Raw genomic sequence first — 26,349 nt, 5'->3', positions numbered from 1 at the left:
ATGAAATCGCTTCAAAAGGAAGTGGATTGCAGGAGACAAGACGATGAAACAGCCAACCCCTTTTTCGGGCATGGTGGCCGCAGCCACGCTCGCCAGTGTGCTGACCGCCTGCGGCGGCAGCGGTGACTCAGGCCTGGGTGTCATCGAGATACGCAGCCTGTCCAACCGGGCCGACATGATCAGCGACGGCAATGCCTATATTGAAATTGTGCTGCCCAAGGGCAGCCCGCCCGGTGCGCTGAAGGTGGCGCTCAATGGCACGGATGTCACCGCCCGGTTCGCCCAGCGCGCCAATGGCCGGATTCTGGGCCGGGTCGAGGGATTGAAGGTGGGCGCCAACACCCTCACCGCCACGGCGGCCGGCAGCGCGAGGGCACGGCTGGACATCACCAACCATGGCCGGGGCGATCCCATCTTCGCCGGGCCGCAGACCGCGCCGTGGATCTGCGCCACGCGCAATGGCGCGCAAGCCACCGTTTCCGTGCCGGGCACGGCACTGTCGGCGACCGTGACCACGCGCGTCAGCGGTCTCGATACCGATCCGGTGGATGTCCAGTGCAATACCAGGACCCAGTACACCTACTACTACATGCCCAAGGCCAGGCAAGGCAGCGCCTGCACGATGGGTCCGGCAGGCGCCACGCCCTGCCATGTGGCCTACGACCCATCGCAGCGCCCGGCCGACAGCGAGATCGCCGACTTCACCAACGACCGCGGAGATACGGTCAAGCACCTGCTGCGCATGGAAACTGGCGTCATGGGCCGCGGCACCTTCCAGATCCTGGCCTACCATGACCCCGCGCAGGCCTGGACGCCCTGGGAGCCGCAAAAGGGATGGAACGGCAAGGTGCTGTGGCGATTCGGCGCAGCCGCTTCCGGCAACCGCTTCCAGGAGCCGGCGGTCAACCTCCTCGACCAGTTCAGCGGCAGCCTGCCTTTCGACCCCAACGCGCTCGCGGCAGGCCACATGGTCGTGAAAGCCATGCTGACCAACCACCTGCACAACAACAACGAGTTGCTGGCCGCCGAGAACATGATGCGCATCAAGGAGCATCTGATCGAGAACTACGGCGAAGTGCGCTACACCATGGGCGACGGCGACTCGGGTGGCTCCATGATGCAGACAGTGATCGCCTCCGCCATGCCGGGTCTGCTGCAGGGCATACAGACGGGGCTGAGCTATCCCGATGCGGTATCCACCTGGATGGAAACACGCGACTGCGGCCTGCTGTCCAGCTACTACAGGACGGCCGCAGGACAGGCACTGAGCGACACCGCGAAGGCCGCCATCAATGGCCATCCGGCCAGCTACTGCGACAAATGGGTAGGGAGCTTCATCGCCCCCCAGAACCCCCGGCTGCCCGACAACTGCGGCGTGGGCTTTCCCGCCTCCATCGTCTACGACCCGCGCACACGCGGCCAGGGCGTGCGCTGCTCGATCCACGACATGCTGGTCCCAGTGTTCGGGACGTTCAAGGACACCGACGGCCACACCAAGCCGCAGCTGCCGTATGACAACACGGGCCTGCAGTACGGACTCAAGGCACTGCAGTCGGGCGCCATCAACGCGGAGGCTTTCGTGCAGCTCAACGAAGGCATCGGCAGCTACACCAACGACATGGACTGGACCGGCGGCACTGCGTCCCGGCCGGCAGCCCGCGAGCGGGCCGTGGCCAGCCTGCTGCCCAGGCTCTACAGCAGTGGCCTCACCAGCAACGGCAGGAACCTGTCCCAGGTGGCCATCATTGACTTGCGGCCCGAGGGCGGCAGCGACATCCACATGACCTGGCGCAGCCTGCAGCAACGTGCTCGGCTGGATGCCGCCAACGGCCACCATGACAACCATGTGATCCGTGCCAGCAAGGGTATGGTCCCGCTGCTGATCGCCCCGGCCATGCGACGCGAGGCCTTTGTCATGATGGACCGCTGGCTGACCGCCGTGGAGCGCGACACCACCGGCGCTGCGCTGGCACAGAAAGTGGTGCGCAACAGGCCTTCGGATGTCAGGGATGGATGCATCGCCGCAACGGGAGCCGCCCCCTCGGATCTCGACAAAGTCCTGGCCCTGGACGACCCAGCCTGTCCCCTCAAGCCGACCCTGTCGCCACGCCAGGTGGCCGGAGGCCCGCTCGCGGAGGACATCTACCAGTGCCAGCTCAAGCCCCTTTCGTTCACCAGCCCGGAGTACGCCGGCATCACCTTCAGCCCGGCCCAGCAAACGCGCCTTGCCGCAGTGTTTGCGGCGGGAGTGTGCGACTGGAGCCAGGCCGGAAGGGGCCAGAGCCAGGAGGCGGCCTTCCTGACCGATTTCAGTGCCGGCCCGGCGGGCACCAAGGCCGGGCCTGCGCCGGTCTCGCGCAACGATTGAGCTGCACCCTGCGCGAAGTCCCGCAGGGGTCCGGGGGCCGGTGATCAGGGTTTGCAGCGTGCCAATTCATGCAATGAAGCAGCAGACTTTCATTGAAGATTTGCATCAAGCACCATGCAGCCGCCCACGATCAACGCCGTCCTCAAGTCCGCGCCCTTTGCGCCCCACCTGAGCAGGGCCCACCTGCTCAGGTTGCGGCGGGAGGTGCTGTTGCGGCACATACCGGCCGGCACCCCGCTTTGCCACAAGACGCACCGGGCCGGCCACTGGGCCGGCGTCGTCCAGGGAGCGGTCAAGATCCATGCGCTGTCGCCTACCGGGCGCAGCACCACGCTGGCCACCTTTACCCCGGGTTGCTGGTTCGGCGAGGGCACACTGCTCAAGCACGAATGCTGGCCATTCGACGCGACGGCGATCGAGGATACGCTGGTGGCGCTGATGCCGGCCAGCACCTTTCACTGGCTGCTGGAGCGCAGCCTCGGCTTCAACCGCTTCCTGCTGGACCAGCTCAATGCGCGCCTGGGCCAGTTCATCGGCCGCTGCGAGCATGCACGGCTGCACCATTCCAGCCGCCATGTGGCGCACTGCATCTCGGAGCTGACCGATTCGAGGCTGTATCCGGACACCGGCAACCGGCACCTGGGCATGTCGCAGGAGGAGTTGGCCAGCCTGGCCGGCGTGTCGCGCCAGATCGTCAATCGCACCCTGGGGGAGCTGGAGGACATCGGAGCCGTCCGCGTCTCCTATGGCGCATTGACACTGATCGATCCCGAGGGACTGCGGCGCTTCAGCGAATCCTTCGAGTGAGGCACGGCCCCGGCGCTCAGGCCGCCTCCAGCACCTCGACGCGGTTGCGGCCCTTGCGCTTGGCCGCATAGCAGGCCATGTCGGCCGAGCGCAGCGCGCTGCTGACCGTGTGCTGGCGGGCATCGAGCACCACCATGCCGACGCTGGCGCCCATCAGGTAGCGCTGGCCCTCGTGCGCGCCTTCCCAGTCCTGCACGGCCATGCACAGGCTTTGCGCCAGCAGCATGCCCTGCTCCGCCGAGGTGCCCGCCAGCAGCACGGCGAATTCATCACCGCCCAGGCGCGCCACCCAGCCCAGCGGCCGGACCACGCTGTCGATCAGCCGGGCCATGTGGCACAGCACCTCGTCGCCCGCCGCATGGCCGCCCTGCTGGTTGACGTGGGCGAAGTGGTCCAGGTCCAGGAACAGGATCACGCCATGCTGCTGCAGGCCGACGGTCTCCTCCGCCGCCTCTTCCTCAGCCTCTTGCGCCTCCTCTACCGTGGCGACGGCGGTGTTGTCGCTGTGCTGCAGGGCGGATTCACCCTGCTGCAGCGCCTCGGCCGGCAGGCGCTGGGCGGCACTGCATTCCTGCAGCCATTCATGCAGGCGCATGGCAAAGGCCTCGCGATTGGGCAGCAGGGTCAGCGGATCATGCATGGCCTTCCAGCCCGGCTGCTCGCGCACCAGTCGCTGCATGGTCACGTCCTCGACCACCCAGACCAGGGTGGGGTCTGCCGGCACCACGGCGCGCGGCTCCAGGCCGCGCTGCAGGCGCTGCAGGCTCTGGCCGTGCAGGCGCACCCAGATGGGGCGGCCGTCCTTGCGGACAAAGCACTGCTCGCTGTCGAACTGGCCGTACATGTCCAGGTCCTTGCGCACGCGCTCCAGCAATTGGATGTGCGCCGCGTCGGAGGCGCACAGCTGGCGTATCGCCTGCCCCTGCAGCTCGCGCGGCGGGTAGCCGAGCATGCGCGCGGCCTGCAGGCCCACCAGCTCCAGATGCGCCGACCGCGTGACCACCAGGCCCACGGGCGCGTAGTCCATCAGCGTCTGCAGCTGCAATTGCAACCGGCCGACCTCGTGCCCCTGCTCCTGCCCCAGCTGCCCCAGGCGATGCAGGGCCTGCCACAGCGTGGAGGCTTCGCCCCAGGCATGGGTCCAGGGCATGCGCCAGCCGCCTTCCTCCGCATGGCCCGGCTCGGGTTCGGGCGCGGGATCGGGCTCCTCGGCCATCAGCCTTCCCTGGCTCGCCAGCCATTGGCGTGCAGTGCGGTGCAGGGCCGCCATGGGTTCGGTGACCAGGATCAGCAGCAGGACCAGCAGGCCAGCGACACCGGCCACGGCGGCCATCAGCCACCACAGCACGCGCGGCGCCAGGCTGGGCGCAATGGCTTCCTCGGGGGTGATCCTGACCACCAGCCACTGCGGCAGCGGCATGCCTGCCGTCGTCACCAGGTAGCCCGCGCGCCGCTGGGTGTCGGGGCCCACCTGCACTGCGCCGGCCGCGGGGTCCTGCAGCCAGTCCGCGCCCAGGCCAGGCTCGGCCTCGGCGCGCGCCGACCAGCGCGAGGGGTCGGAATGGGCCAGGATCTGCCCGTCACGCTGCATGACCAGCAGGCGCCCGCCGGAGCGCGAGGGATCGATGCTGGGCGGCAGCAAGGCCTGGGCGGACATGCGCACTCCGGCCGACAGCACGCCGCTGACCGTGCCGTTGCCGGTGCGCAGCGGCACGGCGTACAGCAACTCCATCATTCCGGGATCGGCCCCCTTGCGCACCATGGTGGAGACCACGGGCCGGCCATCGGCCAGACTGCGCCGCATCACGTCGCGCACGCCTTCGTCCAGATCGACCAGGGGCTCGGAACGGCCGCCGCGCAGGCTGAGCTGCAACTGGCCACGCGCGTCGGCCAGTTGCAGGGTGTCGAACAGCCGCACGGATGCGTCTCCGCGCAGCATCTCGCCCATCAGCCGGCTCGGGTCGCTGCCCTGGTCGGCAATGCCCTGGGCCAGCACCCACAGCAGGCGCTGCTGCTGCTCCAGCCGCGCGGCCAGCATGCGCGCCACGGTATCGACCTCGTCGGCCTGCCGGGCCATGGCGCGCTCCAGTGTCTGCTGGCGCATGTTGTGCGAGACCCACCAGGCACTGCCAAGGCCCGCCAGCAGCACGGCCGCAGCGGCCAGCGCCAGCACCGTGCAGCGCATGGCGCCCCAGCCTGTGGCCGCGCGCGGCCGCGAGGGTGAATCCGGCAGCTGCGGAGCATCCTGGGATGCCAGCAGTGCCTGGAAAAAGGGAGATCGGCGGGCGTCCAGTGACATGACGCCATCAATATATGCAGGCCCGAAAGCCGTCCCACTGGGTGGAACCCGCGAACCAGTGGATACCCCGCCCCGCAAGGCCCGGCGCTTGCAGGCCGGCACCCGTCAGCGGCGTGGGAATCAGCCTACTGCGAGCACTTCGAGGGCCGCCGGCTTGGGCAGATCGATGACATTGCCCCGGCCCGCGATGAGTCCGTGCTCACGCAACTGGCGCAGCACGCGCGAGAAGGTCTCGGGCGCAATGCCGAGCTGAGCGGCGATCAGCCGCTTGCGCAGGTGCAGCGTCACGCGCAGGCCGCCAGCTTCGTGCGGCATGGCATGGCACAGCAGCCACTGGGCGCAGCGCGCCTCGGCGTCCTTGGACAGGCGACTCACCGCCAGCTCGGTCTGCGCGCAGTAGGCCTGGGCCATGTCCTGCAGCAGTTGCTGGGCGGGCGACGGCAGCTGCGAGACGGCCTTCAGGAAGTCGGTCTGGGGAAGTTGCTGCACGCGGACATCGCTGTCGGCCAGCATGTCCAGGCTGCTGCCGCGCCGCTGCAGCACAAAGGCCGCATCCAGCCAGGCCGGCCCTTCCACGACACCCAGCTGGTGGCGCATCTGCCCACCCTGGCCTATGCCCAGGAGCACGCGACCGCGCTCCAGATACATCACCGTATCCGGCGACTGCCGACGCAGCCTGAGCCAGGTACCCGCGGCCAACACCTGGGCGGAACCCGGCGCGAAGGCGAAAGCTTGCAAGGAAGACAGGGCGAACATGCATGCAACTTTGCCGGCTTTGCTCCCGCCGCGTTTTGAGCCATGTCAATCCACCCCCAGCACACCGGTCCGCAGGCGGCATACTTGTCACAAAAATGTCACCAGTGAAACGTAATGTATCCAGCTGAAAAGTTGAGCCCATGATCGATCCCCAGATGCTCGCCAGCCTGCCCGCTGCCGCGGCCGTGCTCTCCGCCGCCGTGCGGTCCGGCGCAGGCCCCGTGGCGCAGCTCATGCGCGCGGGCGGCCTGTACTGCGTCTTCCAGCCGCTGGCCGATCTGCGCAGCGCCAGCATCTACGCGCACGAGGCGCTGATCCGCGGCCCCCATGGAACGCCACTGCACACGCCCGACGCCCTGCTCAAGGGGGCGGCGGCCGAGGGCATTCTTCGGGAATTCGAGCTGCTGGCGGTCTGCGTGGCGCTGCAGGACTGGGGCCGGCAGAGTGCGCCGGGCCGGCTGTTCGTCAACCTCAGCGCCCAGGCGCTGGTGCAGGCCGTGGGGGTCTGCGGCCCCGGCATGGTCGGGGACACGGTGCGCAGCTTCGGCGTGCAGGCCCGCTCCCTGGTGGTGGAGATCACCGAACATGACCATGTGACCGACATGCCCGCCGTCTGCGCCGCCGTGAAGGCCGTGCATGCCACGGGCGCGCGCCTGGCGCTGGATGACTTTGGCGACGGCCGCTCCAGCCTGCGCCTGTGGTCCGAGGCCAAGCCCGACTTCGTCAAGATCGACAAATACTTCATCCACCAGATCGAGCAGCGCCCGGCCACGCTGCAGCTGCTGCAGGCCATCAAGGGCATTGCCGAGGTCTTCGGCACCACGCTGATTGCCGAAGGCATAGAGACCGAGGACGAGCTGCGCACCCTGCGCGACCTGGGCATTCCGTATGGCCAGGGCTGGCTGCTGGGCCGCCCTGCCGAAACCGCCCAGCCCCAGATCAGCATGCAGGCGCGCAGCGTGGCCCAGGACCCGCGCGTGGCCGTGCTGCCCCACCAGGGACACAGCGCACGCCCGGGGGTGCTGCGCAATCTGATGGTGATGCAGGCGCCCTGCGTGGTGCCCACGGCCAGCAACGACGAGGTGGCCGAGCTGTTCCAGGCCGGCCAGCAGCTGCATGCCATTGCCGTCGTGGAGGCCGGCCGGCCGCTGGCGCTCATCAACCGCCAGCAGTTCATGAACCACTACGCCACGCTGTACTTCCGCGAAGTGCACGGGCGCAAGCCCTGCCTGGCCTTTGCCAACGTGCAGCCGCGCATCGTGGAGCTCGATTGCGATGTGGACCAGCTCGTGGGCATCCTGACCTCGCAGGACCAGCGCTACCTGAGCGATGGCTTCATCGTCACCGACAACGGCCGCTATGTGGGCCTGGGCACGGGCGAGCAGCTGGTGCGCCGCGTGACCGAGGCCCGCATCGAGGCCGCGCGCCATGCCAATCCGCTGACCTTCCTGCCCGGCAACATCCCCATCAGCCTGCACATGCAGCGACTGCTGGACAGCGGTGCCGGCTTCGTGGCCTGCTACGCCGACCTCAACCACTTCAAGCCCTTCAACGACCACTACGGCTACTGGCGTGGCGACCAGATGATCCGCCTGGTGGCGCGGCTGGCCGTGGCGCACTGCGATGCGCGGCGCGACTTCGTGGGCCATGTGGGCGGGGACGACTTCATGCTGCTGCTGCAAAGCGAGGACTGGCAGCGGCGCTGCGAAGGCATTGTGGGCGCCTTCGCCAGCGAGGCGCGCCAGCTGTTCGACGACCAGGCGCGCGAGGCCGGAGGCATCTGGGCCGAGGACCGCCACGGCATCCGGCGATTCTTTGCCTGCACCACGCTGTCCATCGGCGTGGTGCGCGTCACGCCGGGCAGCGTGCTGGCACCCGAGGACATCGCCAACCTCGCGGCCCTGGCCAAGCAGCAGGCCAAGGCGCAAAGCCTGCCGGGGCGCGGCGCCATCGCGCTGCACACGCCGCGCGATGAAGCGCGGCGCCCGGCCCTGCACGGCACCGCAGCAGCCTGGCCTGCCTGAAACAGAAAGCCCGCAGGCTCTTGCGAGGCTGCGGGCTGGTGGCTGGCCGCCGAACGCTGACAGCAAACGCCGACAGCGTCTGGGCGCGGCCCAGCGATCAATTCACCGATGCACCAGACTCGTACCAGCGCTTGACCATGCTGCGCTCGTCATCGTTCAGGGCACCCGGATTGCCAAAGGGCATCTTGCGCAGTTGCACCACCTGCTGGTAGATCTGCTGGGCGTGGGCCTTGACCTGCTCGGGCGAGTCCAGACGCACATTCTTTTGCTGCAGGGCGGCACCGTGGCAGACCACGCAATGCTGCTGGAAGAAGGGCGCCATCTGGGCGTAGCCCACGGCGCCGTCGGCGGCGGGAGCAGCGGTCGCAACGGGTGTAGCAGCTTCGGCACCGGGCGCCGCCGTCGCAGCGGGCTCGGCACCAGCAGGCGCCTGCACGGCGGCCGGAGCCGCTGCGGGGGCTGCGGCAGGCGCAGACACAGGGGCGGCGGCAGGCGCCGGTGCAGGCTTGAGCCAGACGGCCGTGCCGATCAGCACCAGCACGCCGACCAGAGCGTAGGGCCAGGGATGGGCATTGCGGCCCAGCTTGAAGCCGTGGCGCATCACGAAGAACTGGCGGATGGCAGCGCCCGCGAACATCATCAGGATCAGCACCAGCCAGTTCAGCTCATGGCTGTACAGCCAGCCGTAGTGGTTGGACAGCATGGCGAACAGCACCGGCAGCGTGAAGTACGTGTTGTGCACGCTGCGCTGCTTGCCGCGCTTGCCGTGGATGGGGTCCACGGGCTGGCCTTCCTTCAGGGCCTTCACCACCGTGCGCTGGCCGGGAATGATCCAGAAGAACACGTTGGCGCTCATCGAGGTCGCCAGCATGGCGCCCATCAGCAGGAAGGCGGCCTGGCCCGGGAAGATGTGGCAGGCCAGGAAGGCCGCAATGCACACCAGCACCAGCACCATGGCGCCCACCGTGGCGTCGCCGTTCTTCTTCTGGCCGAAGACGCGGCAGATGCCGTCGTACAGCAGCCAGAACACGACCAGGAAGGCCAGGGCCGAGGCAATGGCCGCAGCCGAGCCCATGGCGTTGGGATCGGCCGGATTGACGAGGTAGATCTTGGCGTTCCACAGATACGACACCGTCAGCAGCGCAAAGCCGCTGAGCCAGGTGGTGTAGCTTTCCCAGTAGAACCAGTGCAGGTGGTCCGGCAGCTTGGGTGGGGAGACATTGAACTTGACGGGGTGGTAGAACCCACCGCCGTGCACGGCCCAGAGTTCGCCGCTGACGCCCTGCTTCTTGAGATCGTCATCGACAGGCGGCGTCAGGCTGCTGTCGAGGAAGACGAAATAGAAGGAGGAACCGACCCAGGCGATGGCCGTAATGACGTGGAGCCACCGCAACAGCAGGTTGGCCCAGTCGAGAATGTAGCTTTCCATAGCTCTCAACCTTGGCAGCGTGGGGGCCGCCGGTGTTCAACCTGCTCACCACTGCGGGCGCTCTGAGCAGAAGAAAAAGGCCGCGCACCCGGTAGATATACCGCCGGTGCACCGCTGCGACCATTTCGTAGACACAAAGTGTATGCAATTTTTCGATAGCCAGCCGGCTTGCGCGACATCAATTCACTAGAGATTTCCCTGATTCTGCGCGGGCGCGGCACTGCGCCGCTGCAGCAGCTGCGCCGCCACGGCCACCGCGATCACCTCAGGCTCCTTGCCCTTGATGCCTGGCACGCCGATGGGGCAGGTCACATGGTCCAGCTCCGCATCGCTGAAGCCGCGCTCGCGCAGCCGGCGCCGGAAGGTGGCCCATTTGGTGGCGCTGCCGATCAGGCCCACATAGGGCAGGTCGCCGTGCTGGCGCTGGCGGCTCAGGCATTGGGCGACCACCTCCAGGTCCTCGGCATGGCTGAAGCTCATGATCAGCACCTGGGAGCCAGTGGGCAGGTCGGCCACGGCGGACTGCACGGGATCGGAGTATTCACACTGCACGAGCTCGTGCTCCTCCTCGGGGAAGACCGAATCGCGGCTGTCCACCCACATCACGCGGTAGGGAAGATTGCACAGCAGGCGCACCAGCGCATGGCCGACGTGGCCTGCGCCGAACAGCGCCACGCAGTCGCGTGGCGGCTGCAGCCGTTCGCGCAGCATGTCCATGCGGCCCTGGGGCACCAGCACGAACCTCAGCATCACCACGCCGCCGCAGCACTGGCCCAGGCTGGGTCCCAGCGGATAGCGGTGCTGGTGCTCGGCGAGGGCGGGACCGGCCTGCCCAGGCTGTCCGGGCTGTCCGGGCTGTCCGGGCAATCGGGCCTGAAGCGCCGCGTCGCGCAGCAGGCTGCGCGCGCGGTCGATGGCGTCGAACTCCAGGTGCCCGCCGCCAATGGTGCCGGCCACGCGGTCGGCAAACACGGCCATCCAGGCGCCGCGCTCGCGCGGCACCGAGCCGCGCGACTCCATCACCTCGACCCAGCACAGCGGCCCCTGCGCAAGGCCCTGCTCGACTTTCTTGAACGTGTCACTCCACATGGGCGCACCTGACAGCCCGTCGTGGCGCCTGCGGGCTTCGTTGGAATTTGTTGCGGGATTTTCCGCTGCGGCACTTGAGTTTTGCGCTCCGACTGCCGGTGCCGCAGCGTTTCAGGATACGCTCGCAATCATGCCCGATTCCCCCGATTCCTCTCAGCACAGTTCCGTGCAAAAGCCACGTTCCGGCCGTCCCTGGCTGTGGGCGGGACTGATGGCCGCCATTGCCTCCCTGGTCACGGCCTGCAAGTCGCCACCCGGCCCCGGCCCGCGCCCCGACGAAGCCACCTCCAGCGCACAGCTGCAATACCGCAAGGTGGCGGCCAACCATCTGTACGCGCGCAATGCCGAGCGCATCTACAAGGGCCAGCTGCCGCCCATGCTCTACGCGATCGGCGTGCTGCAGGTGCAGATCGACCGCAACGGCCAGGTCCAGCGCCTGCACTGGATGCGCGCGCCCAGCCATGCCCCCGAAGTGGTGAGCGAGATCGAGCGCCTGGTGCGCGCCGCCGCGCCCTTCCCCGCCCCGGCCGGCGCCGCCCGCATCACCTATACCGATACCTGGCTCTGGGACAAGTCCGGCCGCTTCCAGCTCGACACGCTGACCGAAGGCCAGCTCTGAGCTTCAGCACGGTTCAGGCAGATTCACGCGGCTGGCCGTCGGCAAAGCTCCTGGCGCTTCTGAGCAGGCAGGTCACGGCATACAGCACCAGGTCGTCCGGGGCATCGTCGTTCACGCGGTCGATGACCTCGATGGCATAGCCCAGGTCCTGCGATAACTGCGGCAGCACGCCTGCCGCGCGGTGGCCGGCCTGCAGGCTGGCCACTGCCAAGTCAGCGCTGGCGTGGTAGCCGCGCAGCAAATCACGCGCGGCACACACCATGGCCGAGTCGGCGCGCTCTGCATGCAGCTCCAGCACGCCCAGGGCCGCGCCCATGTGGCACAGCGCATCGACCGCCAGCACCTCCTGGTGCTGTGGTGAGTATCTTCGGTGACTGCGGCCCGATGGGTTGACTGTCTTCATGGCTCCCCTTGCGCGGGACCGTGCTGGTCCCGAAGCAACAATACCTTTCAGGTCCCTTGCAGTCAATACCTTTCCGGTCCATGATTGCCGGCGATGAAACAGACCGATCCTCAGTACAAGCTGCGCCTGCCGCAGGAACTCAAGGACCTCGTCGAGGAGGCAGCCAAGCGCACCGGCCGTTCCATGAACGCCGAAGTCGTGGCCCGGCTGCAGACCACGTTCGAGGCCCCTCTGCTCGGCCGCCTGTCGGCCGCGACGGACCCTGCGCTGGAATGCGAGGAGCCCGTGAGCATCTACGACATCAAGATGAGCGCCGAAGCCGTGGAGCGCATCGAAAAGCGCCTCGAACGCATAGAGCAGGCCGTGCTCCCGCCCGCTGCGCCGGGCAGCGCCAATGAAGACGGCGCCGCTGGCGCCGACTGAGACGACCGCACAAAGAAAAACCGGCCCGCAGGCCGGTTTCGTTCAAAGGCCCCTCAGGGCCGGGATCACTCGACCACCTTGGTGATCTTCGAGCCCTGCAGCGACACGCCGGCTTCCAGGCCCGCATTGGTCAGCACATAGCTGGTCACGGGGCCCTGGGCGGTCGTGGTGTCCACGCTGCCATTGGCGCCCACCTTGCCTGCGGCCACCGTGGCATCGGCGCCCACGGACCAGCCATCGCTGGCCAGGAACTTGTCCAGCGCTTCCTGGGTGTTGAACACATAGATCACAGCCTTGGACTGGCCACCGGCCTGCCAGCCCACCGAGGCGCCTGTCGTGCTGTAGTAGCCCTTGTTCTGGCCGCCGACGCGCAGCACGCCGCGGCCATGCTCGACACCGATGACGAAGCTGCCGCCGATCACCGAGGGGAAGATCAGCACGCCCTTGGAACGGGCCACCATTTCCTTGGAGCCTGGCGCCGTCTGGTACAGCCGCTCCAGCGCGGCGTTGGCGCGCGCATTGACGGTGGTGGCATCAGCGCGCGGTGCGGACTGGGTTTCCGGCTTGGTGGTGGTGCAGCCGACCATGGCAATGCTGCCGGCCGCCAGTGCAGTGGCCATCACGACGGTACGCAAAGAAAACTGACGCATGGGAAAACCTGCCTTTCTTGATTGGACGTTTTGGGGAGACCCCATCGGTTCATTGGATTGATCACCTTGCCTCCCGGTCCCGGGCACCCCTTCCAGTGCTCGCAAACCGTTTCTGAGACAGGCTGGGGATGATGCTAGGCCGCTTTGCGGTACTTGTGATGAGACATGTCACAAGTTGCGCCATAGGACTACAGGCCCGCAGGAAATGTCTGAAAATCCCGTGCCGGGCCGCCACAGCCGACACCGAAAGCGCGCTGATGCCAGAATGCACGCACAGCAACACCCGGCCCACCGGGCCTATCCACACCGAGGGAGTTCATGAAGTTCTGGAGCCACTTTCACCATCCCCAGGCAGCCATGGTGCTGCTGCGCGTCACGCTCGCGGTCCTGTTGCTTTTTCACGGCTGGGCCAAGCTGCGCTACGGCATAGGCAGCATCGAGCGCATGGTGGAGTCCACGGGCGCACCGGGCTGGCTGGCCTATGCGGTCTATCTGGGTGAGGTGGTGGCGCCGCTGCTGCTGCTGGTCGGCCTGTGGGTGGTGCCTGCGGCGCTGGTGATTGCGATCAACATGGTCGTGGCCTTTGCGCTGGTGCACACGGGCCAGGTGATGCAGCTGCACAGCTCGGGAGGCTGGGCGCTGGAGCTGCAGGCCTTCTTCTTCATCACGGCCCTGGTCGTGGCCATGGGGCACGCCAAGGGCAAGTAGCACGCACGCTTGCTGGAGCCCCAAAAGCAACGGCCCGCAATGCGGGCCGTTCGTCATTTCAGGTTTCACTCCAGGCCATCCCCCGACAGCCTGCGCCTGCAGTCCAGGGCTCAGGAGCCCCGGTACGTGGAATAGCTCCAGGGGCTGACCAGCAGGGGCACGTGGTAGTGCTGGTCGGCATGGGCCACGCCGAAGTCCAGGCTCACCTTGTTGAGGAAGTTGGGCTCGGGCAGTTGCACGCCACGGGCCTTGAAGTAGGCCGCCACGTCGAAGGTCAGGCGGTAGGTGCCGGTCCTGAGGCTGTTGTTGTCGAACAGCGGCGCATCGGTGCGGCCGTCGTGGTTGAGCACCAGGCTCTTGATCAGCGTGGCCTGGTCGCCATCGGTGGAATACAGCGCGACAGCCATGCCGGCTGCGGGGCAGCCATTCATGGTGTCGAGGACGTGGGTGCTCAGGCCCATGGAAATCTCCTGTGCGGCGGGAGCTGGCCCGCCCGGTTGTCATTGGTTGGTCAATGCACGGAGCGCGGCGCGCGACAGCACTCGCGGCCCTGCCCTGCATTCGCAAAGTGTATACAGTTTTTGTACGCCCTTGAAGGGCGTTGCACGGCCGACGCCTAGGCAGATACCCGCACTTTCGGCGCCCGGGCCGGCGCGCGGGAAGCCTGCCGACGCCATGCTTCTACACTGTGGTCCGCCGCCGTCCTGGCCGCAGGACCCTCCGGCCGGCGCACACAGGGCGGCACAGGACTCGCGCTCTTTTTCCACTGTTCCACTGTTTCATCTGCCAAGGAGATACCGATGCAACTTCGCTCCCCCTTGCTTGCAACCAGCCTGGCGCTGGCCATTGCCAGCCTGGCCGCCTGCAGCAGCACGCAGCCGCCCGCGGCTTCGGCGGCGCCAGCACCCGTGGCCGCAGCGCCTGCCCCGGCAGCGGCGCCCATCACGCAGAGCAGCGCGGCCCAGGCCGCCAGCGCCGCCTATGACTTCGACATGGATGTGTTCCATCCCGTCGTTGGCAGGAGCGGCATGGTGGCCAGCGAGCAGGAGCTGGCCTCGCGCATCGGCCTGCAGATCCTGAAGTCCGGCGGCAATGCGGTGGACGCCGCCGTGGCCATGGGCTTTGCGCTGGCCGTGGCCCTGCCCAACGCAGGCAACATCGGCGGCGGCGGCTTCATGGTGGTGCATGACGCCAAGAGCGGCAAGAACATCGCGCTGGACTTCCGCGAGGTCGCGCCCTCCAAGGCCACGCGCGACATGTACGTGGGTGCGGATGGCAAGGTCATCGACGGCAAATCGCTCTACACCCACTACGCCGTGGGCGTGCCCGGCACCGTGGCCGGCATGGAGCATGCGCTGAAGAAATGGGGATCGCTGCCCTTGTCCACGGTGATTGCGCCGGCCGCAAAGCTGGCCGACAAGGGCTTTACGGTCAGCGAGACCCTGGCCAAGATCCTGGAGCAGGAAAAGAAGAACATGGGCCAGTGGCCCGCCACCCAGGCCATCTTCTGGCGCAACGGCGAGCCCCTCAAGCGTGGCGACCGCCTGGTGCAAAAGGACCTGGCGCAGTCGCTGCGCCTGATCGGCCAGCAGGGCTCCAAGGTGTTCTACGAAGGCTCCATCGCCCGCAAGATCGCGGCCGAGATGGCGCCGCATGCAGGCGCCCTCTCGCTGCAGGACCTCAAGAGCTACAAGGTCGCCGAGCGCGAGCCGCTGCGCGGCACCTACCGCGGCTACGAGATCGTGACCATGCCGCCTCCGTCCTCCGGCGGCGCCCACCTGATCCAGATCCTCAACATGATGGAACGCTGGCCCATGAACCAGTGGGGCGTCAACAGCGCGCAGAGCATCCACTACATGGCGGAAAGCATGAAGCTGGCCTATGCCGACCGTGCCGAATACCTGGGTGATCCCGACTTCGTGACCGTGCCGCTCAAGGGCCTGACCTCCAAGCGCTATGCCGAGGCACTGGCCGCCGGCATCGACCCCTACCAGGCGCGCGCCGGCAAGGACATCCGGCCCGGCAAGCCCCAGCCCTACGAGAGCGACCAGACCACGCACTACTCGGTGGTGGACAAGGCGGGCAACGCCGTGGCCGTGACCTATACGCTGAACACCAACTTCGGCAGCGGCATCGTGGCCAAGGGCACGGGCATCCTGCTCAACAACGAGATGGACGATTTCTCGGCCAAGCCCGGCGTGGCCAACGCGTATGGACTGGTCGGCGGCGATGCCAATGCAGTGGCCGCAGGCAAGCGCCCGCTGTCGTCGATGACGCCGACCATGGTGCTCAAGGGCGGCAAGCCCGTGCTGGTCACCGGCAGCCCCGGCGGCGCACGCATCATCACCACCGTGCTGCAGACCGTGGTCAACACCATCGACTTCGGCATGAACCCGGCCGAGGCCGCCGCCACGCCGCGCTTTCACCACCAGTGGACGCCCGATGAGCTGCGCGTGGAAAAGGGCATCAGCCCCGACACCGTGGCCCTGCTCAAGTCGCGCGGCCACAACGTTGCCGTGAAGGCGTCGATGGGCCGCACGCAGACCATCGAGCTGCGCGACGGCATGCTCTACGGCGCCTCCGACCCGCGCAACCCCGACGGGCAGACACTGGGATATTGACCCCCTGAGGCGCTGCGCGCCTTCCCCCTTCTCGCTTCGCGGAGGGGGACGACACCCTCGGTGCGGGGCGGCCCTTCCTCGGTGTCCCTGAGTTGGGCCGTGGCGGCTTTACAAAGTGTTCGCCTTGCGCAGGTCTTTAAGCATGCAGCGCATGCGTTTCATTGCAAGAAAAAGCCGCGCCCGTTGCCGAGCGCGGCTTTTCACAACAGGGCGGCGCAAGGCCGCCCTCCCACCAATCGTTGTCTCAAAGGCCGGCCATCAGTCCTGGACCTTCTGGCCCACTTCGAAGTTGGCCTGGATCTCCAGCGCACGCACCATGCCCGAGTGATCCCAGTTCGCGCCGCCGTGGGCCACGCAGCTGTTGAACAGCTCCTGCGCCTGGGCGGTGTTGGGCAGGGACACGCCGAGCTGGCGCGCGCTGCTCAGGGCCAGGTTCAGGTCCTTCTGGTGCAGCGAGATGCGGAAGCCCGGGTCGAACGTGCGCTTGATCATGCGCTCGGCATGCACTTCCAGGATCTTGGACGAGGCAAAGCCGCCCAGCAGCGCCTCGCGCACGCGGGCCGGGTCGGCACCGGCGCGCGACGCGAACAGCAGGGCCTCGGCCACGGCCTCGATGTTCAGCGCCACGATGATCTGGTTGGCCACCTTGGCGGTCTGGCCGTCGCCGTTGCCGCCCACCAGGGTGATGTTCTTGCCCATGCGCTCGAACAGCGGCTTGACGCGCGCGAACACGTCCTCCGGGCCGCCGACCATGATGGACAGCGTGGCGTTCTTGGCGCCCACCTCGCCGCCGGAGACCGGCGCATCCAGGTACTGGGCGCCGATGGCCTCGATGCGGCGAGCGAAGTCCTTGGTGGCCACGGGCGAGATGGAGCTCATGTCCACCACCACCTTGCCGCTGCTGCCCTTGAGGCCGGCGGCCACGCCGTCCTCGCCGAACAGCACCTTCTCGACATCGGGCGTGTCGGGCAGCATCAGGAAAATGATGTCGGCCCGCTCGGCCACGCCGCGCGCCGTGGTGCACTGGGTGGCGCTGCTCTCGGCGATCTGCGCGGGGATCTTGCCCAGGGTGTTCACGAACAGCTGGTGGCCAGCCGTGAGAAGGTGGCCTGCCATGGGCGCGCCCATGATGCCCAGGCCCACGAAACCAAGCTTGAGAGAGGATGCATTCATGCTGTGTACTCCTTGTCGTTTTTGAAAAGCTGAGAAAACTTTGGCGGCGCTCAGGCGGCGACTGCCGCGCGCACGCTGGTGTGGGCGTCCAGCCAGCCCAGGCCCGATTCGGTATCGCGCGCGGGCTTGTACTCGCAGCCCACCCAGCCCTGGTAGCCGATGCGGTCCAGGTGCGCGAACAGGAAGGGGTAGTTGATCTCGCCCGTGCCCGGCTCGTTGCGGCCCGGGTTGTCGGCCAGCTGCACGTGGCCGATGCGGGCCAGGTGCTTTTGCAGCGTGGCCGCCAGCTCGCCCTCGGTGCGCTGCGCGTGGTAGATGTCGTACTGCACGAAGGCGTTGGGCGCGCCCACCTCGTCGAGGATGGACAGGGCCTCGTCCGTGCGGTTCAGATAGAAGCCGGGAATGTCGAAGGGGTTGATGGGCTCGATCAGCAGGCGCAGATTGGCCGCGCTCAGCGCCGATGCGGCAAAGCGCAGGTTGTCCACGAAGGTGCGGCGCAGCAGCGCGGCATCGGCACCGGCTGGCGCCTTGCCGGCCAGGCAGTTGAGCTGGGGCACGCCCAGCGCATGGCCATAGGTCACGGCCTTGGCCACGCCGGCGCGGAACTCGTCCACACGGTCGGGGTGGCAGGCAATGCCGCGCTCGCCCGCATCCCAGTCGCCGGCCGGCAGGTTGTGCAGCACGATCTGCAGGCCGTGGGCGTCCACGCGCTCCTTGATCTCTTCGACCGTGTGGGCGTAGGGAAACAGGAATTCCACGGCCTCGAAGCCGGCGCGCGCCGCGCGCTCGAAGCGGTCGAGGAAGGGCACCTCGGTGAACAGCATGCTGAGGTTGGCAGCAAAACGGGGCATGTCAGAAGTCTCCGGTAGTCGTTTGGTGGGTGGGTGGCGGCAGGGCACGCAAGGCGCCCCGCCGGTAAAAATGCCCAAGGGGCAATGGAAATCGGAACCCCCGAGTGCCTGCACCGCGCGCAATGCAGGCATTGGCGCAGCGCCAGCCAGGGATGCCAGGCAAGGGCCGCCCCGCAGCGATGGCGTCGTCCCCCTCCGAAGAGAGGGGAAGCGGCGCAGCCGCTCAGGGGGTGCCTTGCTTCAATCCAGCAGGGCCAGGGCGCTGGGCACGTCGGCAGGCGCTGCGGCCAGGTCCTCGAACTCGATCACGTTGTCGATCTCGGCGCCCATGGAGATGTTGGTCACGCGCTCCAGGATGACCTCGACGACGACCGGCGTGCGGTGCTCGGCCATCCAGGCCTCGGCCTGCTGCATGGCGGGCGCGAAGTCCTCGGGACGGTGCACGCGGATGGCCTTGCAGCCCAGGCCCTCGACCACCTTGACGTGGTCCACGCCATAGCCCTTGGACTCTTCCTTGTCGTCGACATTGATGTTATCGAAGGCCAGTTGCACGCAGTAGTCGATGGAGAAGGCGCGCTGCGCCTGGCGGATCAGGCCCAGGTAGCTGTTGTTGACCAGCACATGGATGTAGGGCAGCTTGAACTGCGCGCCCACGGCTAGCTCCTCGATCATGAACTGGAAGTCATAGTCGCCCGACAGCGCCACGATCTTGCGGGCCGGGTCGGCCACGCGCACGCCCAGGGCGGCCGGCACGGTCCAGCCCAGCGGGCCGGCCTGGCCGCAGTTGATCCAGTTGCGCGGCTTGTAGACATGCAGGAACTGCGCGCCGGCAATCTGCGACAGGCCGATGGTGGAGACGTAGCAGGTGTCCTTGTCCAGGCTGCGGTTCATGCACTGGTAGACGCGCTGCGGCTTCATGGGCACGTTGTCGAAATTGGTCTTGCGCAGGTACTCCACATTGTTCTTGCGGGCCTGGCATTCGGCCACCCAGCCGCTGCGGTCCTTCAGGCGGCCAGCCGCCTTCCACTCGCGCGCCACCTCCACGAAAAGCTGCAGCGCCGCGCCGGCATCCGAGACGATGCCGTAGTCGGGCGCGAACACGCGGCCGATCTGCGTGGGCTCGATGTCCACGTGCACGAACTTGCGGCCCTTGGTGTAGACCTCGACCGAGCCCGTGTGGCGGTTGGCCCAGCGGTTGCCGATGCCCAGCACGAAGTCGGAGGCCAGCATGGTGGCATTGCCGTAGCGGTGGCTGGTCTGCAGGCCGCACATGCCGGCCATCAGGCGGTGGTCGTCAGGGATGGTGCCCCAGCCCATCAGGGTGGGAATCACGGGCACGTCCAGCAGCTCGGCAAACTCCACCAGCAGCTCGGAGGCGTCGGCATTGATCACCCCGCCGCCCGAGACCAGCAGCGGGCGCTCGGACTCGTTGAGCATGGCGATGGCCTTTTCCACCTGCTTGCGCGTGGCAGCCGGCTTGTAGACAGGCAGGGGCTCGTAGGTGTCGATGTCGAACTCGATCTCGGCCAGCTGCACGTCGATGGGCAGGTCGATCAGCACGGGGCCGGGACGGCCCGAGCGCATCAGGTGGAAGGCCTGCTGGAAGGCGCGCGGCACCTGGGCCGGCTCCAGCACCGTGGTGGCCCACTTGGTCACGGTCTTGGCGATGGAGGCAATGTCCACGGCCTGGAAATCTTCCTTGTGCAGACGCGAGCGCGGCGCCTGGCCCGTGATGCAGAGAATCGGAATCGAATCCGCGCTGGCCGAGTACAGGCCCGTGATCATGTCCGTGCCGGCCGGGCCGCTGGTGCCGATGCACACGCCGATGTTGCCGGCCACGGCGCGGGTGTAGCCCTCGGCCATGTGGCTTGCGCCTTCGACGTGGCGCGCCAGGATATGGCCGATGCCGCCATGGTCCTTGAGCGCTGCGTACAGCGGGTTGATGGCGGCACCGGGAACGCCGAATGCGACGGTCACGCCTTCTTTTTCCAGCACGCGGACTGCGGCTTCGATTGCTTTCATTTTTGCCATGGGAGGTCTCCTTCAAATTGGAGTCAACTCTAGGCAGACAGGCCGATTGGCGGAACGCCTGCACAGACCATAAAATTTATTCCGTGCAGGAATAACTACCAATGAAAAAGGAGACAACGCCATGGACAGACTCGATGCCATGCACATGTTCGTGCGCGTGGTGGAGACCAGCAGCTTCACCAAGGTCGCGCACGAATTCGCCACCACCCAGCCCACGGTCACCAAGCAGATCGCAGCCATGGAAGCGCGCCTGAAAGTGCGCCTGCTCAACCGCAACACGCGCGGCGTGAGCCTGACCGAAGCGGGCGCGCTGTACTACGAGAAATGCAAGGCCATCGTCAACGACGTGGCCGAGGCCGACAAGGTGGTCCAGGTGCGCCAGACCCAGGTGCAGGGCCAGCTGCGCATTGGCAGCTCGGTGGCCTTTGGCCGGCGCGTGCTGATACCGCTGGCGCTGGAATTCATGGCGCACAACCCCCAGGTGCAGGTCGACCTGAGCTTCGAGGACCGCTACACCGACCTGGTGGCCAACGGCATCGACGTGGCCCTGCGCCTGGGCAAGCTGGCCGACTCCAGCCTGGGCGCACGCACCCTGGGCGTGAACCCCTGGGTGCTGGTGGCCTCGCCCACCTACCTGCGCAAGCGCGGCACGCCGCGCCGCCCCTCCGACCTCAAGGAACATGCCACGCTGATCTACAGCAGCGTGCAGGGCAACGACATCTGGCGCCTGCGCAACGCCAGCGGAGAGCCGGTCTCGGTGGCGGTCACGGGCCGGCTGCGCTCCAACAATCTCTCGGCCCTGCTGGCGGCCTCACGCTCGCACATGGGCATCGCCGCCCTGCCCCGCTACGTGGCCCACGACTCCCTGGAAGCCGGCCGCGTGGTCGAAGTCCTCAAGACCTGCCGCCTGCCCGAGCAGGAAATCCACGCCGTCTACCCCTCGCCCCGCCTGGTGCCGCAGAAGGTGCAGTCCTTCATCGCCTTCCTGCAGGGGCGGTTCGATGCCGAATGGTGGGAGACGCTGCCGCGCGGGGCGTGAGGCCAGGTGCTGCGCATTGGCAATGCAATGTATGTACATTGAGAAGAATGCCGCCCGAACGGCATGTCTGATTTCCGTCTTGCGAGGTGACCGCCATGTCCAAAGAAGTGCAAATGACATTTCGTGTCGAGCCCGAACTGCGCTCGGAGTTTGCCGACGCTGCCTTGCTGGAAAACCGCCCCGCAGCACAGGTGCTGCGCGAGTTGATGCGCGCCTATGTCAACCAGTCGCGTGAGCGCGTCAGCAGCCCTGTGAACGCCGCCATTTCCGCAACGGAGAAACGTCGGCGCGAAGCAGCCGTCAACTTCGCCCGCGCGTCCATCGGACTGGAAGGCTTCACGCCTTCCGAAGCTGCTGAGACCGGCGCACGCCAATTTATCCGGGGTGATATCCAGCTTGCCGATTTCGTCCAGGCGAAGGTCAATGCGCGATGAGTTCCCGCCTGCATCCGCGAGCACGTTGACTGCAGCGCAGCGTCAGCAACTCGAAGCCGATCACACATTCAAACGGCTTGTCGAGCTGGAGCTGGAGCCTGTGCGCGGCAGCTTCGACGCCGCGCACCTGAAAGCAGTCCACCATCGCATCTTCCAGGACTTGCCGGACGCCGGCTTCCACGAGGTCACGCCTGGCGAATTCAGAACACAGGTGCCCCATGGCCAGGACTGGATGAAGCAGCGCGGCCTATCGACCATGGGAGGCACTTTCCATGTCGTCTATTCACGCATGGACAACGCGGCCATGGCCAGACTCGACAAGGCCCTCGAAGAAGCCAGCCCCGACGAGCTGCACGGCTTGAAGACCGCTGAATTCACGGCACGGCTTGCCAGGATGTACATCGAGTTGGACTATGCCCATCCATTCAGCGATGGCAACAGCCGAACGCTTCGCACCTTCACCCGGCAGCTCGCCAGGGAAGCTGGATATGAGGTCGATTGGGCACGATTCGGACACAGTGAGACCGGGCGTGATCTTCTCTATATCGCCCGCGACCGCAGCGTGAACGAGCTGGCGAAGCCACACGTGCAGCACGAAAACACCATGCGAAAAATCCTGCGCACGCAGGACCGGCTGAAAGTCCATCCCGCCCTGCCCGACTTGCTGCGCGACGCAGTACGTCCGAGCCGCGCAGTGGCCTTTGAGCAACTGAACGAGCGGGAAGCGTTGAGCGAGCATCCCGAGCTGGAAGCGGCATACAAGACCGTGCATGCAGCAGCGACCCGCCTAGCCTCGCAGATGCCGGGCCATCCCGAGGCGCAGAAAGTCGGCATTCAGTCAGTCATGAACCATGTTCAGAACTGCCTGAACGCCGGGGAGACCGTCGACTTCGGCCATAGCCAGAAAAGGTAAAAGCGAACGCCAACGCCCCTAATGGCTACGGCCCGGACCTTCTCAAAGAACCAGAATCGCCCGGAAGTCATTCACGTTGGTATGCGTGGGCCCGGTCACCACCAGATCCCCCAACGCATCAAAGAACCCATACGCATCATTGCGATCCAGGTACTCGGCAATCCGCATGCCCTGGTCCTGGGCCCGCGCCAGGGTATCCGGCGACACGCGCGCTCCCGCGTTGTCTTCCACGCCATCGATGCCATCGGTATCGGCCGCCAGCGCCCAGACCTTGTCCTGCCCCTGCAGGGCCAGGGCAAGACCCATGCAGAACTCGCCCGCGCGCCCGCCGCGCCCCTTGGGCGTGCCGGCCGGGCGCTGCCGGATGGTGACCGTGGTCTCGCCGCCGGACAGGATCACGCAGGGCTTTGCAAACGGCTGGCCGTGGCGGGCCACGGCGCGCGCCAGGGCGGCGTGGACCTTGGCGACTTCGCGCGATTCGCCCTCGATCTCGTCGGACAGCACGTGGGTGCGCAGGCCTGCGGCCTCGGCCACGCGTGCGGCCGCCTCCAGCGAGTGCTGGGGCGTGGCGATCATGTGGACCTCGTGGCCCGCAAAGCGCGCGTCGCCGGGCTTGGGGGTTTCCAGCTCGCCCGCCTCCAGCGCGCGGCGCACGGATTCAGGCACGTCGATGCGGTAGCGCGCGAGGATGGCCAGCGCGTCGGCGCAGCTGCTGGCATCGGGCACGGTGGGGCCGCTGGCGATGATGGAGGGGTCGTCGCCCGGCACATCGCTGATGGTCAGCGTGACCACGCGCGCAGGCGCGCAGGCCGCGCCCAGGCGCCCGCCCTTGATGCGCGACAGGTGCTTGCGCACGCAGTTCATCTCGCCGATGGCGGCTCCGCTTTCCAGCAGCGCGCGATTGATGCGCTGCTTTTCCTCCAGGTCGATGCCTTCGGCCGGCAGGGTCAGCAGGGCCGAGCCGCCGCCCGAGATCAGGCACAGCACGAGGTCGTCCTCGGTCAGCCCTTCGGTCAGCGCGAGGATGCGTTCGGCGGCAGCCAGGCCTGCCGCATCGGGCACGGGGTGGGCGGCCTCGACCACTTCGATGCGCTGCGCCAGGCCTTCGGGGCGCGGCGGGATGTGGTGGTAGCGCGTGACCACGAGGCCGGACAGCGGCGCGTCCGCTGGCCACAGCGCCTCCAGCGCCTGGGCCATGGAGCCGCCGGCCTTGCCCGCGCCCAGCACCAGGGTGCGGCCCTTGGGAGGCTTTGGCAGGCATTGGGCCATGCTGTACAGGGGCTGCGCATCCTTGACCGCAGCGCGGTAGAGGTCGAGCAGAAAGGCTTGGGGATCGGTGAGGTGCAGGTCCGTGGTGCTGGTCATGGTGTGTTGTCTCCGCCGGGCATTATGGAATTTCCTGCACCGGCGGTGGCATGCGGTCAAGTCACAACTGATTCGCCCGGCCTCGTTCCTCGCGCCAACTCAACTCAATCCAGGGCCACCTTGGCATCCTTCACCAGCCTGGCGAAGCGGTCGGTGTCGTCGCGGATCTGGCGCGCCATCTGCTCGGGTGATCCGCCGATGGGCTCGGCGCCTATCTCCTCCATCTTCCTGCGGAACTGCGGGGACTCGATGATGCGGTTCATGTCCGCGCCCAGCCGCGCCAGTACCTCGCGGGGCGTGGCGGCCGGTGCCAGCACGCCGAACCAGGTGCCCATGTCGAAGCCCTTGAGGCCGGCTTCGTCCAGCGTGGGCACATCGGGCAGGGCCACCGAGCGCCTGGCCGTGGTCACGGCCAGCGCACGCAGCTTGCCGGCCTTGATGTGGGGCAGCACGGGCGTGACGGTATCGAAGGACATGGCGATCTGCCCGCCCAGCAGATCGGTGGTCAGCGGCCCGCTGCCCTTGTAGGGCACGTGCAGCAGCTCCACGCCGCCCATGGACTCGAACTGCGCGCCGATCAGGTGCTGGCCCGTGCCCGCGCCGTTGGAGCCATAGGCCAGCTTGCCGGGCTGGGCGCGGGCCTGGGCCAGCAGCTCCTGCACGGTTTTGGCGGGCACCTGCGGATTGACCACCAGCACATTGGGGACCACGGCCACCACGGTGATGGGCGCCAGGTCCTTCTGGAAGTCATAGCCCAGCCTGCGGTAGACGCTGGTGGCAATGGTGTGGTGCACAGCGCCCATGAGCAGGGTGTAGCCGTCAGGTTTCGCCTTGGCCACATGGTCGGCGCCCAGGGTGGCGCCCGCGCCGGGGCGGTTTTCCACGACCACGGGCTGGCCCAGACTCTTGGACAGCTCCTGGCCCAGCGCACGTGCCAGCACGTCGGTGGTGCCGCCTGCGGGAAACGGCACGATGAGGTTGACGGGGCGCGCCGGCCAGGCCTGGGCCCAGGCCGAAGACATGGCGGCTGGAATGGCGGCGGCGGCCAGCGCGCACGCGGCGGCAACCCTGGTGATGCGGTTCATGGCTTGTCTCCTGTCTGTTCTTTTGTGGGTTATCGGACCATGCAGCGCGCGCTCAGGCAGGCACGGGCTCGGCCTGGACCTCGGCGGTCTGCGCGCGCAGCCGAGTGCAGACCGCGTCGGTGACCTGGCGCGTGGTGGCCTTGCCGCCCAGGTCGCGCGTGTGCAGCGCGGCATCGGCCGTCACCTGCTCCACGGCCTGCATCAGCCGCTGCGCGGCGCGGTGCTCGCCCAGGTGCTCCAGCAGCATCACGCAGCTCCAGAAGGTGCCCACGGGGTTGGCCAGGCCCTGGCCCATGATGTCGAAGGCCGATCCGTGGATGGGCTCGAACATGCTGGGGTAGCGGCGCTCCGGGTCGATGTTGCCCGTGGGCGCAATGCCCAGGCTGCCGGCCAGCGCGGCCGCCAGGTCGCTGAGGATGTCGGCATGCAGGTTGGTGGCGACCAGGGTGTCCAGCGAGGCCGGGCGGTTGACCATGCGCGCCGTGGCCGCGTCCACCAGCTCCTTGTCCCAGCGCACGTCGGGGAACTCGGCGGCCACCTGCACCGCGATCTCGTCCCACATCACCATGGCATGGCGCTGGGCGTTGGACTTGGTGATCACCGTCAGCAGCTTGCGCGGCCGCGACTGCGCCAGGCGGAAGGCGAAGCGCATGATGCGCTCCACGCCCGCGCGGGTCATCATGCTCACGTCGGTGGCCACCTCGATGGGATGGCCCTGGTGGGCGCGGCCGCCCACGCCCGCGTATTCGCCTTCGGAGTTCTCGCGCACGATGACCCAGTCCAGATCCTCTCGCGCGCAGCGCTTGAGCGGCGCATCGATGCCGGGCAGTATGCGCGTGGGCCGCACATTGGCGTACTGATCGAACCCCTGGCAGATCTTCAGGCGCAGGCCCCACAGCGTGACATGGTCGGGAATGTGCGGGTCGCCGGCCGAGCCGAACAGGATGGCGTCCTGGCCGCGCAGCGCGTCCAGCCCGTCGGCCGGCATCATCTCGCCGTGCGCGCGGTACCAGTCGCCGCCCCAGCCGAAACTGGTGAAGGCAAAGCCCAGGCCGGCCTGGGTTTCGGCCAGCGCCTGCAGCACCTCCTGCCCTGCGGGCACCACTTCCTTGCCGATGCCATCGCCGGGAATGCAGGCGATGCGGTATGTCTTTGTCATGAGGGCTCCTTGGATTGCGGTGGATGAAGCGCCATGCGGATCCATGGCCTTGTCCGTGAATCTATCGATGGAACAACGCCGCGCGCGCCTCTAGAGTGATGGC

At 67.4% G+C, this 26,349-nt stretch carries 23 protein-coding genes; 10 read left to right on the top strand and 13 right to left on the bottom strand.

The genetic code is table 11. The features are described 5' to 3' along the window. Window positions 1–43 precede the first annotated feature (43 nt). Together IAE24_RS08835 and IAE24_RS08830 are read left to right on the top strand one after the other, a co-directional pair. Window positions 44–2,368, top strand: coding sequence for a DUF6351 family protein (locus IAE24_RS08835; RefSeq protein ID WP_199960576.1), 2,325 nt, complete (start codon window positions 44–46; stop codon window positions 2,366–2,368). 114 nt (window positions 2,369–2,482) lie between these two features. Then, window positions 2,483–3,175, top strand: coding sequence for a Crp/Fnr family transcriptional regulator (locus IAE24_RS08830; protein WP_043824016.1), 693 nt, complete (start codon window positions 2,483–2,485; stop codon window positions 3,173–3,175). A 16-nt stretch (window positions 3,176–3,191) separates the two neighbouring features. Here the strand turns inward: IAE24_RS08830 and IAE24_RS08825 are convergent, their stop codons facing one another. Together IAE24_RS08825 and IAE24_RS08820 are read right to left on the bottom strand one after the other, a co-directional pair. Next, complete coding sequence (locus tag IAE24_RS08825) at window positions 3,192–5,474, bottom strand: sensor domain-containing diguanylate cyclase (protein ID WP_199960575.1); 2,283 nt, start codon at window positions 5,472–5,474, stop codon at window positions 3,192–3,194. Window positions 5,475–5,594: 120 nt separating this feature from the next. Beyond that, the gene (locus IAE24_RS08820; protein WP_199960574.1) at window positions 5,595–6,230 is read right to left on the bottom strand and encodes a Crp/Fnr family transcriptional regulator; all 636 of its coding nucleotides are present in this window, start codon (window positions 6,228–6,230) and stop codon (window positions 5,595–5,597) included. Window positions 6,231–6,370: 140 nt separating this feature from the next. Between IAE24_RS08820 and IAE24_RS08815 the strand changes: the two genes are divergently transcribed. Further along, window positions 6,371–8,254, top strand: a complete 1,884-nt coding sequence (locus IAE24_RS08815) for an EAL domain-containing protein (protein WP_199960573.1) — start codon at window positions 6,371–6,373, stop codon at window positions 8,252–8,254. A 97-nt stretch (window positions 8,255–8,351) separates the two neighbouring features. Here IAE24_RS08815 and IAE24_RS08810 read toward each other — a convergent pair whose 3' ends face one another. Both IAE24_RS08810 and xdhC read right to left on the bottom strand, forming a co-directional pair. After that, window positions 8,352–9,683: a urate hydroxylase PuuD gene (locus tag IAE24_RS08810; protein WP_199960572.1), complete on the bottom strand. Its 1,332-nt coding sequence runs from the start codon at window positions 9,681–9,683 to the stop codon at window positions 8,352–8,354. Between the two features lie 186 nt (window positions 9,684–9,869). Further along, a complete protein-coding gene (gene xdhC / locus IAE24_RS08805) occupies window positions 9,870–10,772 on the bottom strand; it encodes a xanthine dehydrogenase accessory protein XdhC (RefSeq protein ID WP_199960571.1) in 903 nt (300 codons plus the stop codon). Window positions 10,773–10,902: 130 nt separating this feature from the next. Here xdhC and IAE24_RS08800 point away from each other — a divergent pair, with 130 nt between their 5' ends. Further along, on the top strand, window positions 10,903–11,391 hold the full coding sequence (locus IAE24_RS08800; protein ID WP_065346741.1) for a hypothetical protein: 489 nt from the start codon (window positions 10,903–10,905) through the stop codon (window positions 11,389–11,391). Between the two features lie 13 nt (window positions 11,392–11,404). Here the strand turns inward: IAE24_RS08800 and IAE24_RS08795 are convergent, their stop codons facing one another. Then, on the bottom strand, window positions 11,405–11,794 hold the full coding sequence (locus IAE24_RS08795; RefSeq protein WP_199960570.1) for a hypothetical protein: 390 nt from the start codon (window positions 11,792–11,794) through the stop codon (window positions 11,405–11,407). Between the two features lie 93 nt (window positions 11,795–11,887). On the opposite strand from IAE24_RS08795, the gene IAE24_RS08790 reads away from it, so the two are divergent. Beyond that, entirely contained in the window at window positions 11,888–12,217 is a 330-nt protein-coding gene (locus tag IAE24_RS08790) for an Arc family DNA-binding protein (RefSeq protein WP_012204047.1), read from the top strand. Between the two features lie 65 nt (window positions 12,218–12,282). Here IAE24_RS08790 and IAE24_RS08785 read toward each other — a convergent pair whose 3' ends face one another. After that, a complete protein-coding gene (locus tag IAE24_RS08785) occupies window positions 12,283–12,867 on the bottom strand; it encodes a BPSL1445 family SYLF domain-containing lipoprotein (RefSeq protein WP_012204046.1) in 585 nt (194 codons plus the stop codon). A 318-nt stretch (window positions 12,868–13,185) separates the two neighbouring features. Here IAE24_RS08785 and IAE24_RS08780 point away from each other — a divergent pair, with 318 nt between their 5' ends. Continuing rightward, a complete protein-coding gene (locus IAE24_RS08780) occupies window positions 13,186–13,575 on the top strand; it encodes a DoxX family protein (protein ID WP_034391114.1) in 390 nt (129 codons plus the stop codon). 110 nt (window positions 13,576–13,685) lie between these two features. On the opposite strand, the gene uraH is transcribed toward IAE24_RS08780, so the two are convergent. Then, window positions 13,686–14,036 carry a hydroxyisourate hydrolase gene (gene uraH, locus IAE24_RS08775; RefSeq protein WP_012204044.1) on the bottom strand — a complete coding sequence of 117 codons (351 nt, stop codon included), beginning with the start codon at window positions 14,034–14,036 and terminating at the stop codon, window positions 13,686–13,688. Between the two features lie 339 nt (window positions 14,037–14,375). Here uraH and ggt point away from each other — a divergent pair, with 339 nt between their 5' ends. Then, window positions 14,376–16,196, top strand: a complete 1,821-nt coding sequence (gene ggt / locus IAE24_RS08770; RefSeq protein ID WP_012204043.1) for a gamma-glutamyltransferase — start codon at window positions 14,376–14,378, stop codon at window positions 16,194–16,196. A 258-nt stretch (window positions 16,197–16,454) separates the two neighbouring features. Here ggt and glxR read toward each other — a convergent pair whose 3' ends face one another. From glxR to gcl, 3 genes are all read right to left on the bottom strand, one after another. Beyond that, a complete protein-coding gene (gene glxR / locus IAE24_RS08765) occupies window positions 16,455–17,369 on the bottom strand; it encodes a 2-hydroxy-3-oxopropionate reductase (RefSeq protein WP_043824000.1) in 915 nt (304 codons plus the stop codon). A gap of 50 nt (window positions 17,370–17,419) precedes the next feature. Further along, on the bottom strand, window positions 17,420–18,220 hold the full coding sequence (gene hyi, locus IAE24_RS08760; protein WP_012204041.1) for a hydroxypyruvate isomerase: 801 nt from the start codon (window positions 18,218–18,220) through the stop codon (window positions 17,420–17,422). A 240-nt stretch (window positions 18,221–18,460) separates the two neighbouring features. Then, window positions 18,461–20,251, bottom strand: a complete 1,791-nt coding sequence (gene gcl / locus IAE24_RS08755) for a glyoxylate carboligase (protein ID WP_016449782.1) — start codon at window positions 20,249–20,251, stop codon at window positions 18,461–18,463. 121 nt (window positions 20,252–20,372) lie between these two features. On the opposite strand from gcl, the gene IAE24_RS08750 reads away from it, so the two are divergent. The 3 genes from IAE24_RS08750 to IAE24_RS08740 all read left to right on the top strand — a co-directional run bounded on the left by IAE24_RS08750 (window position 20,373) and on the right by IAE24_RS08740 (window position 22,637). Beyond that, complete coding sequence (locus tag IAE24_RS08750; RefSeq protein WP_013803709.1) at window positions 20,373–21,290, top strand: LysR family transcriptional regulator; 918 nt, start codon at window positions 20,373–20,375, stop codon at window positions 21,288–21,290. A gap of 95 nt (window positions 21,291–21,385) precedes the next feature. After that, the gene (locus IAE24_RS08745) at window positions 21,386–21,724 is read left to right on the top strand and encodes an antitoxin VbhA family protein (RefSeq protein WP_233626189.1); all 339 of its coding nucleotides are present in this window, start codon (window positions 21,386–21,388) and stop codon (window positions 21,722–21,724) included. Beyond that, entirely contained in the window at window positions 21,714–22,637 is a 924-nt protein-coding gene (locus IAE24_RS08740; RefSeq protein ID WP_199960569.1) for a Fic family protein, read from the top strand. Before IAE24_RS08745 ends, IAE24_RS08740 begins: the two co-directional genes overlap by 11 nt. 42 nt (window positions 22,638–22,679) lie before the next feature. On the opposite strand, the gene IAE24_RS08735 is transcribed toward IAE24_RS08740, so the two are convergent. From IAE24_RS08735 to IAE24_RS08725, 3 genes are all read right to left on the bottom strand, one after another. Beyond that, window positions 22,680–24,002, bottom strand: coding sequence for a glycerate kinase type-2 family protein (locus tag IAE24_RS08735; protein ID WP_123692564.1), 1,323 nt, complete (start codon window positions 24,000–24,002; stop codon window positions 22,680–22,682). 104 nt (window positions 24,003–24,106) lie between these two features. Further along, the gene (locus IAE24_RS08730; protein ID WP_063326936.1) at window positions 24,107–25,087 is read right to left on the bottom strand and encodes a tripartite tricarboxylate transporter substrate binding protein; all 981 of its coding nucleotides are present in this window, start codon (window positions 25,085–25,087) and stop codon (window positions 24,107–24,109) included. A 52-nt stretch (window positions 25,088–25,139) separates the two neighbouring features. Then, window positions 25,140–26,246 (bottom strand): tartrate dehydrogenase, encoded by a 1,107-nt coding sequence (locus IAE24_RS08725; protein ID WP_199960568.1) that lies wholly within the window; start codon window positions 26,244–26,246, stop codon window positions 25,140–25,142. Window positions 26,247–26,349: the final 103 nt, after the last annotated feature.

It is taken from the genome of Delftia sp. S65 (assembly GCF_016516495.1).
Lineage (GTDB): Bacteria > Pseudomonadota > Gammaproteobacteria > Burkholderiales > Burkholderiaceae_C > Comamonas > Comamonas acidovorans.
The sequence above is the reverse complement of the archived record's forward strand: the minus strand, read 5'-3'. Positions and strand labels throughout refer to the sequence as shown.

Bases quoted from the DNA above. Each gene is read 5' to 3' on its own strand.
- IAE24_RS08820 (WP_199960574.1), bottom strand. From the start codon at position 6,230: ATGTTCGCCCTGTCTTCCTTGCAAGCTTTCGCCTTCGCGCCGGGTTCC.
- IAE24_RS08800 (WP_065346741.1), top strand. From the start codon at position 10,903: ATGCCCGATTCCCCCGATTCCTCTCAGCACAGTTCCGTGCAAAAGCCA.
- IAE24_RS08780 (WP_034391114.1), top strand. From the start codon at position 13,186: ATGAAGTTCTGGAGCCACTTTCACCATCCCCAGGCAGCCATGGTGCTG.
- IAE24_RS08790 (WP_012204047.1), top strand. From the start codon at position 11,888: ATGAAACAGACCGATCCTCAGTACAAGCTGCGCCTGCCGCAGGAACTC.
- ggt (WP_012204043.1), top strand. From the start codon at position 14,376: ATGCAACTTCGCTCCCCCTTGCTTGCAACCAGCCTGGCGCTGGCCATT.
- IAE24_RS08785 (WP_012204046.1), bottom strand. From the start codon at position 12,867: ATGCGTCAGTTTTCTTTGCGTACCGTCGTGATGGCCACTGCACTGGCG.
- IAE24_RS08825 (WP_199960575.1), bottom strand. From the start codon at position 5,474: ATGTCACTGGACGCCCGCCGATCTCCCTTTTTCCAGGCACTGCTGGCA.
- IAE24_RS08750 (WP_013803709.1), top strand. From the start codon at position 20,373: ATGGACAGACTCGATGCCATGCACATGTTCGTGCGCGTGGTGGAGACC.
- glxR (WP_043824000.1), bottom strand. From the start codon at position 17,369: ATGAATGCATCCTCTCTCAAGCTTGGTTTCGTGGGCCTGGGCATCATG.
- IAE24_RS08730 (WP_063326936.1), bottom strand. From the start codon at position 25,087: ATGAACCGCATCACCAGGGTTGCCGCCGCGTGCGCGCTGGCCGCCGCC.
- IAE24_RS08740 (WP_199960569.1), top strand. From the start codon at position 21,714: ATGCGCGATGAGTTCCCGCCTGCATCCGCGAGCACGTTGACTGCAGCG.
- xdhC (WP_199960571.1), bottom strand. From the start codon at position 10,772: ATGTGGAGTGACACGTTCAAGAAAGTCGAGCAGGGCCTTGCGCAGGGG.
- IAE24_RS08745 (WP_233626189.1), top strand. From the start codon at position 21,386: ATGTCCAAAGAAGTGCAAATGACATTTCGTGTCGAGCCCGAACTGCGC.
- IAE24_RS08810 (WP_199960572.1), bottom strand. From the start codon at position 9,683: ATGGAAAGCTACATTCTCGACTGGGCCAACCTGCTGTTGCGGTGGCTC.
- uraH (WP_012204044.1), bottom strand. From the start codon at position 14,036: ATGGGCCTGAGCACCCACGTCCTCGACACCATGAATGGCTGCCCCGCA.
- IAE24_RS08830 (WP_043824016.1), top strand. From the start codon at position 2,483: ATGCAGCCGCCCACGATCAACGCCGTCCTCAAGTCCGCGCCCTTTGCG.
- gcl (WP_016449782.1), bottom strand. From the start codon at position 20,251: ATGGCAAAAATGAAAGCAATCGAAGCCGCAGTCCGCGTGCTGGAAAAA.
- hyi (WP_012204041.1), bottom strand. From the start codon at position 18,220: ATGCCCCGTTTTGCTGCCAACCTCAGCATGCTGTTCACCGAGGTGCCC.
- IAE24_RS08815 (WP_199960573.1), top strand. From the start codon at position 6,371: ATGATCGATCCCCAGATGCTCGCCAGCCTGCCCGCTGCCGCGGCCGTG.
- IAE24_RS08795 (WP_199960570.1), bottom strand. From the start codon at position 11,794: ATGAAGACAGTCAACCCATCGGGCCGCAGTCACCGAAGATACTCACCA.
- IAE24_RS08735 (WP_123692564.1), bottom strand. From the start codon at position 24,002: ATGACCAGCACCACGGACCTGCACCTCACCGATCCCCAAGCCTTTCTG.
- IAE24_RS08835 (WP_199960576.1), top strand. From the start codon at position 44: ATGAAACAGCCAACCCCTTTTTCGGGCATGGTGGCCGCAGCCACGCTC.
- IAE24_RS08725 (WP_199960568.1), bottom strand. From the start codon at position 26,246: ATGACAAAGACATACCGCATCGCCTGCATTCCCGGCGATGGCATCGGC.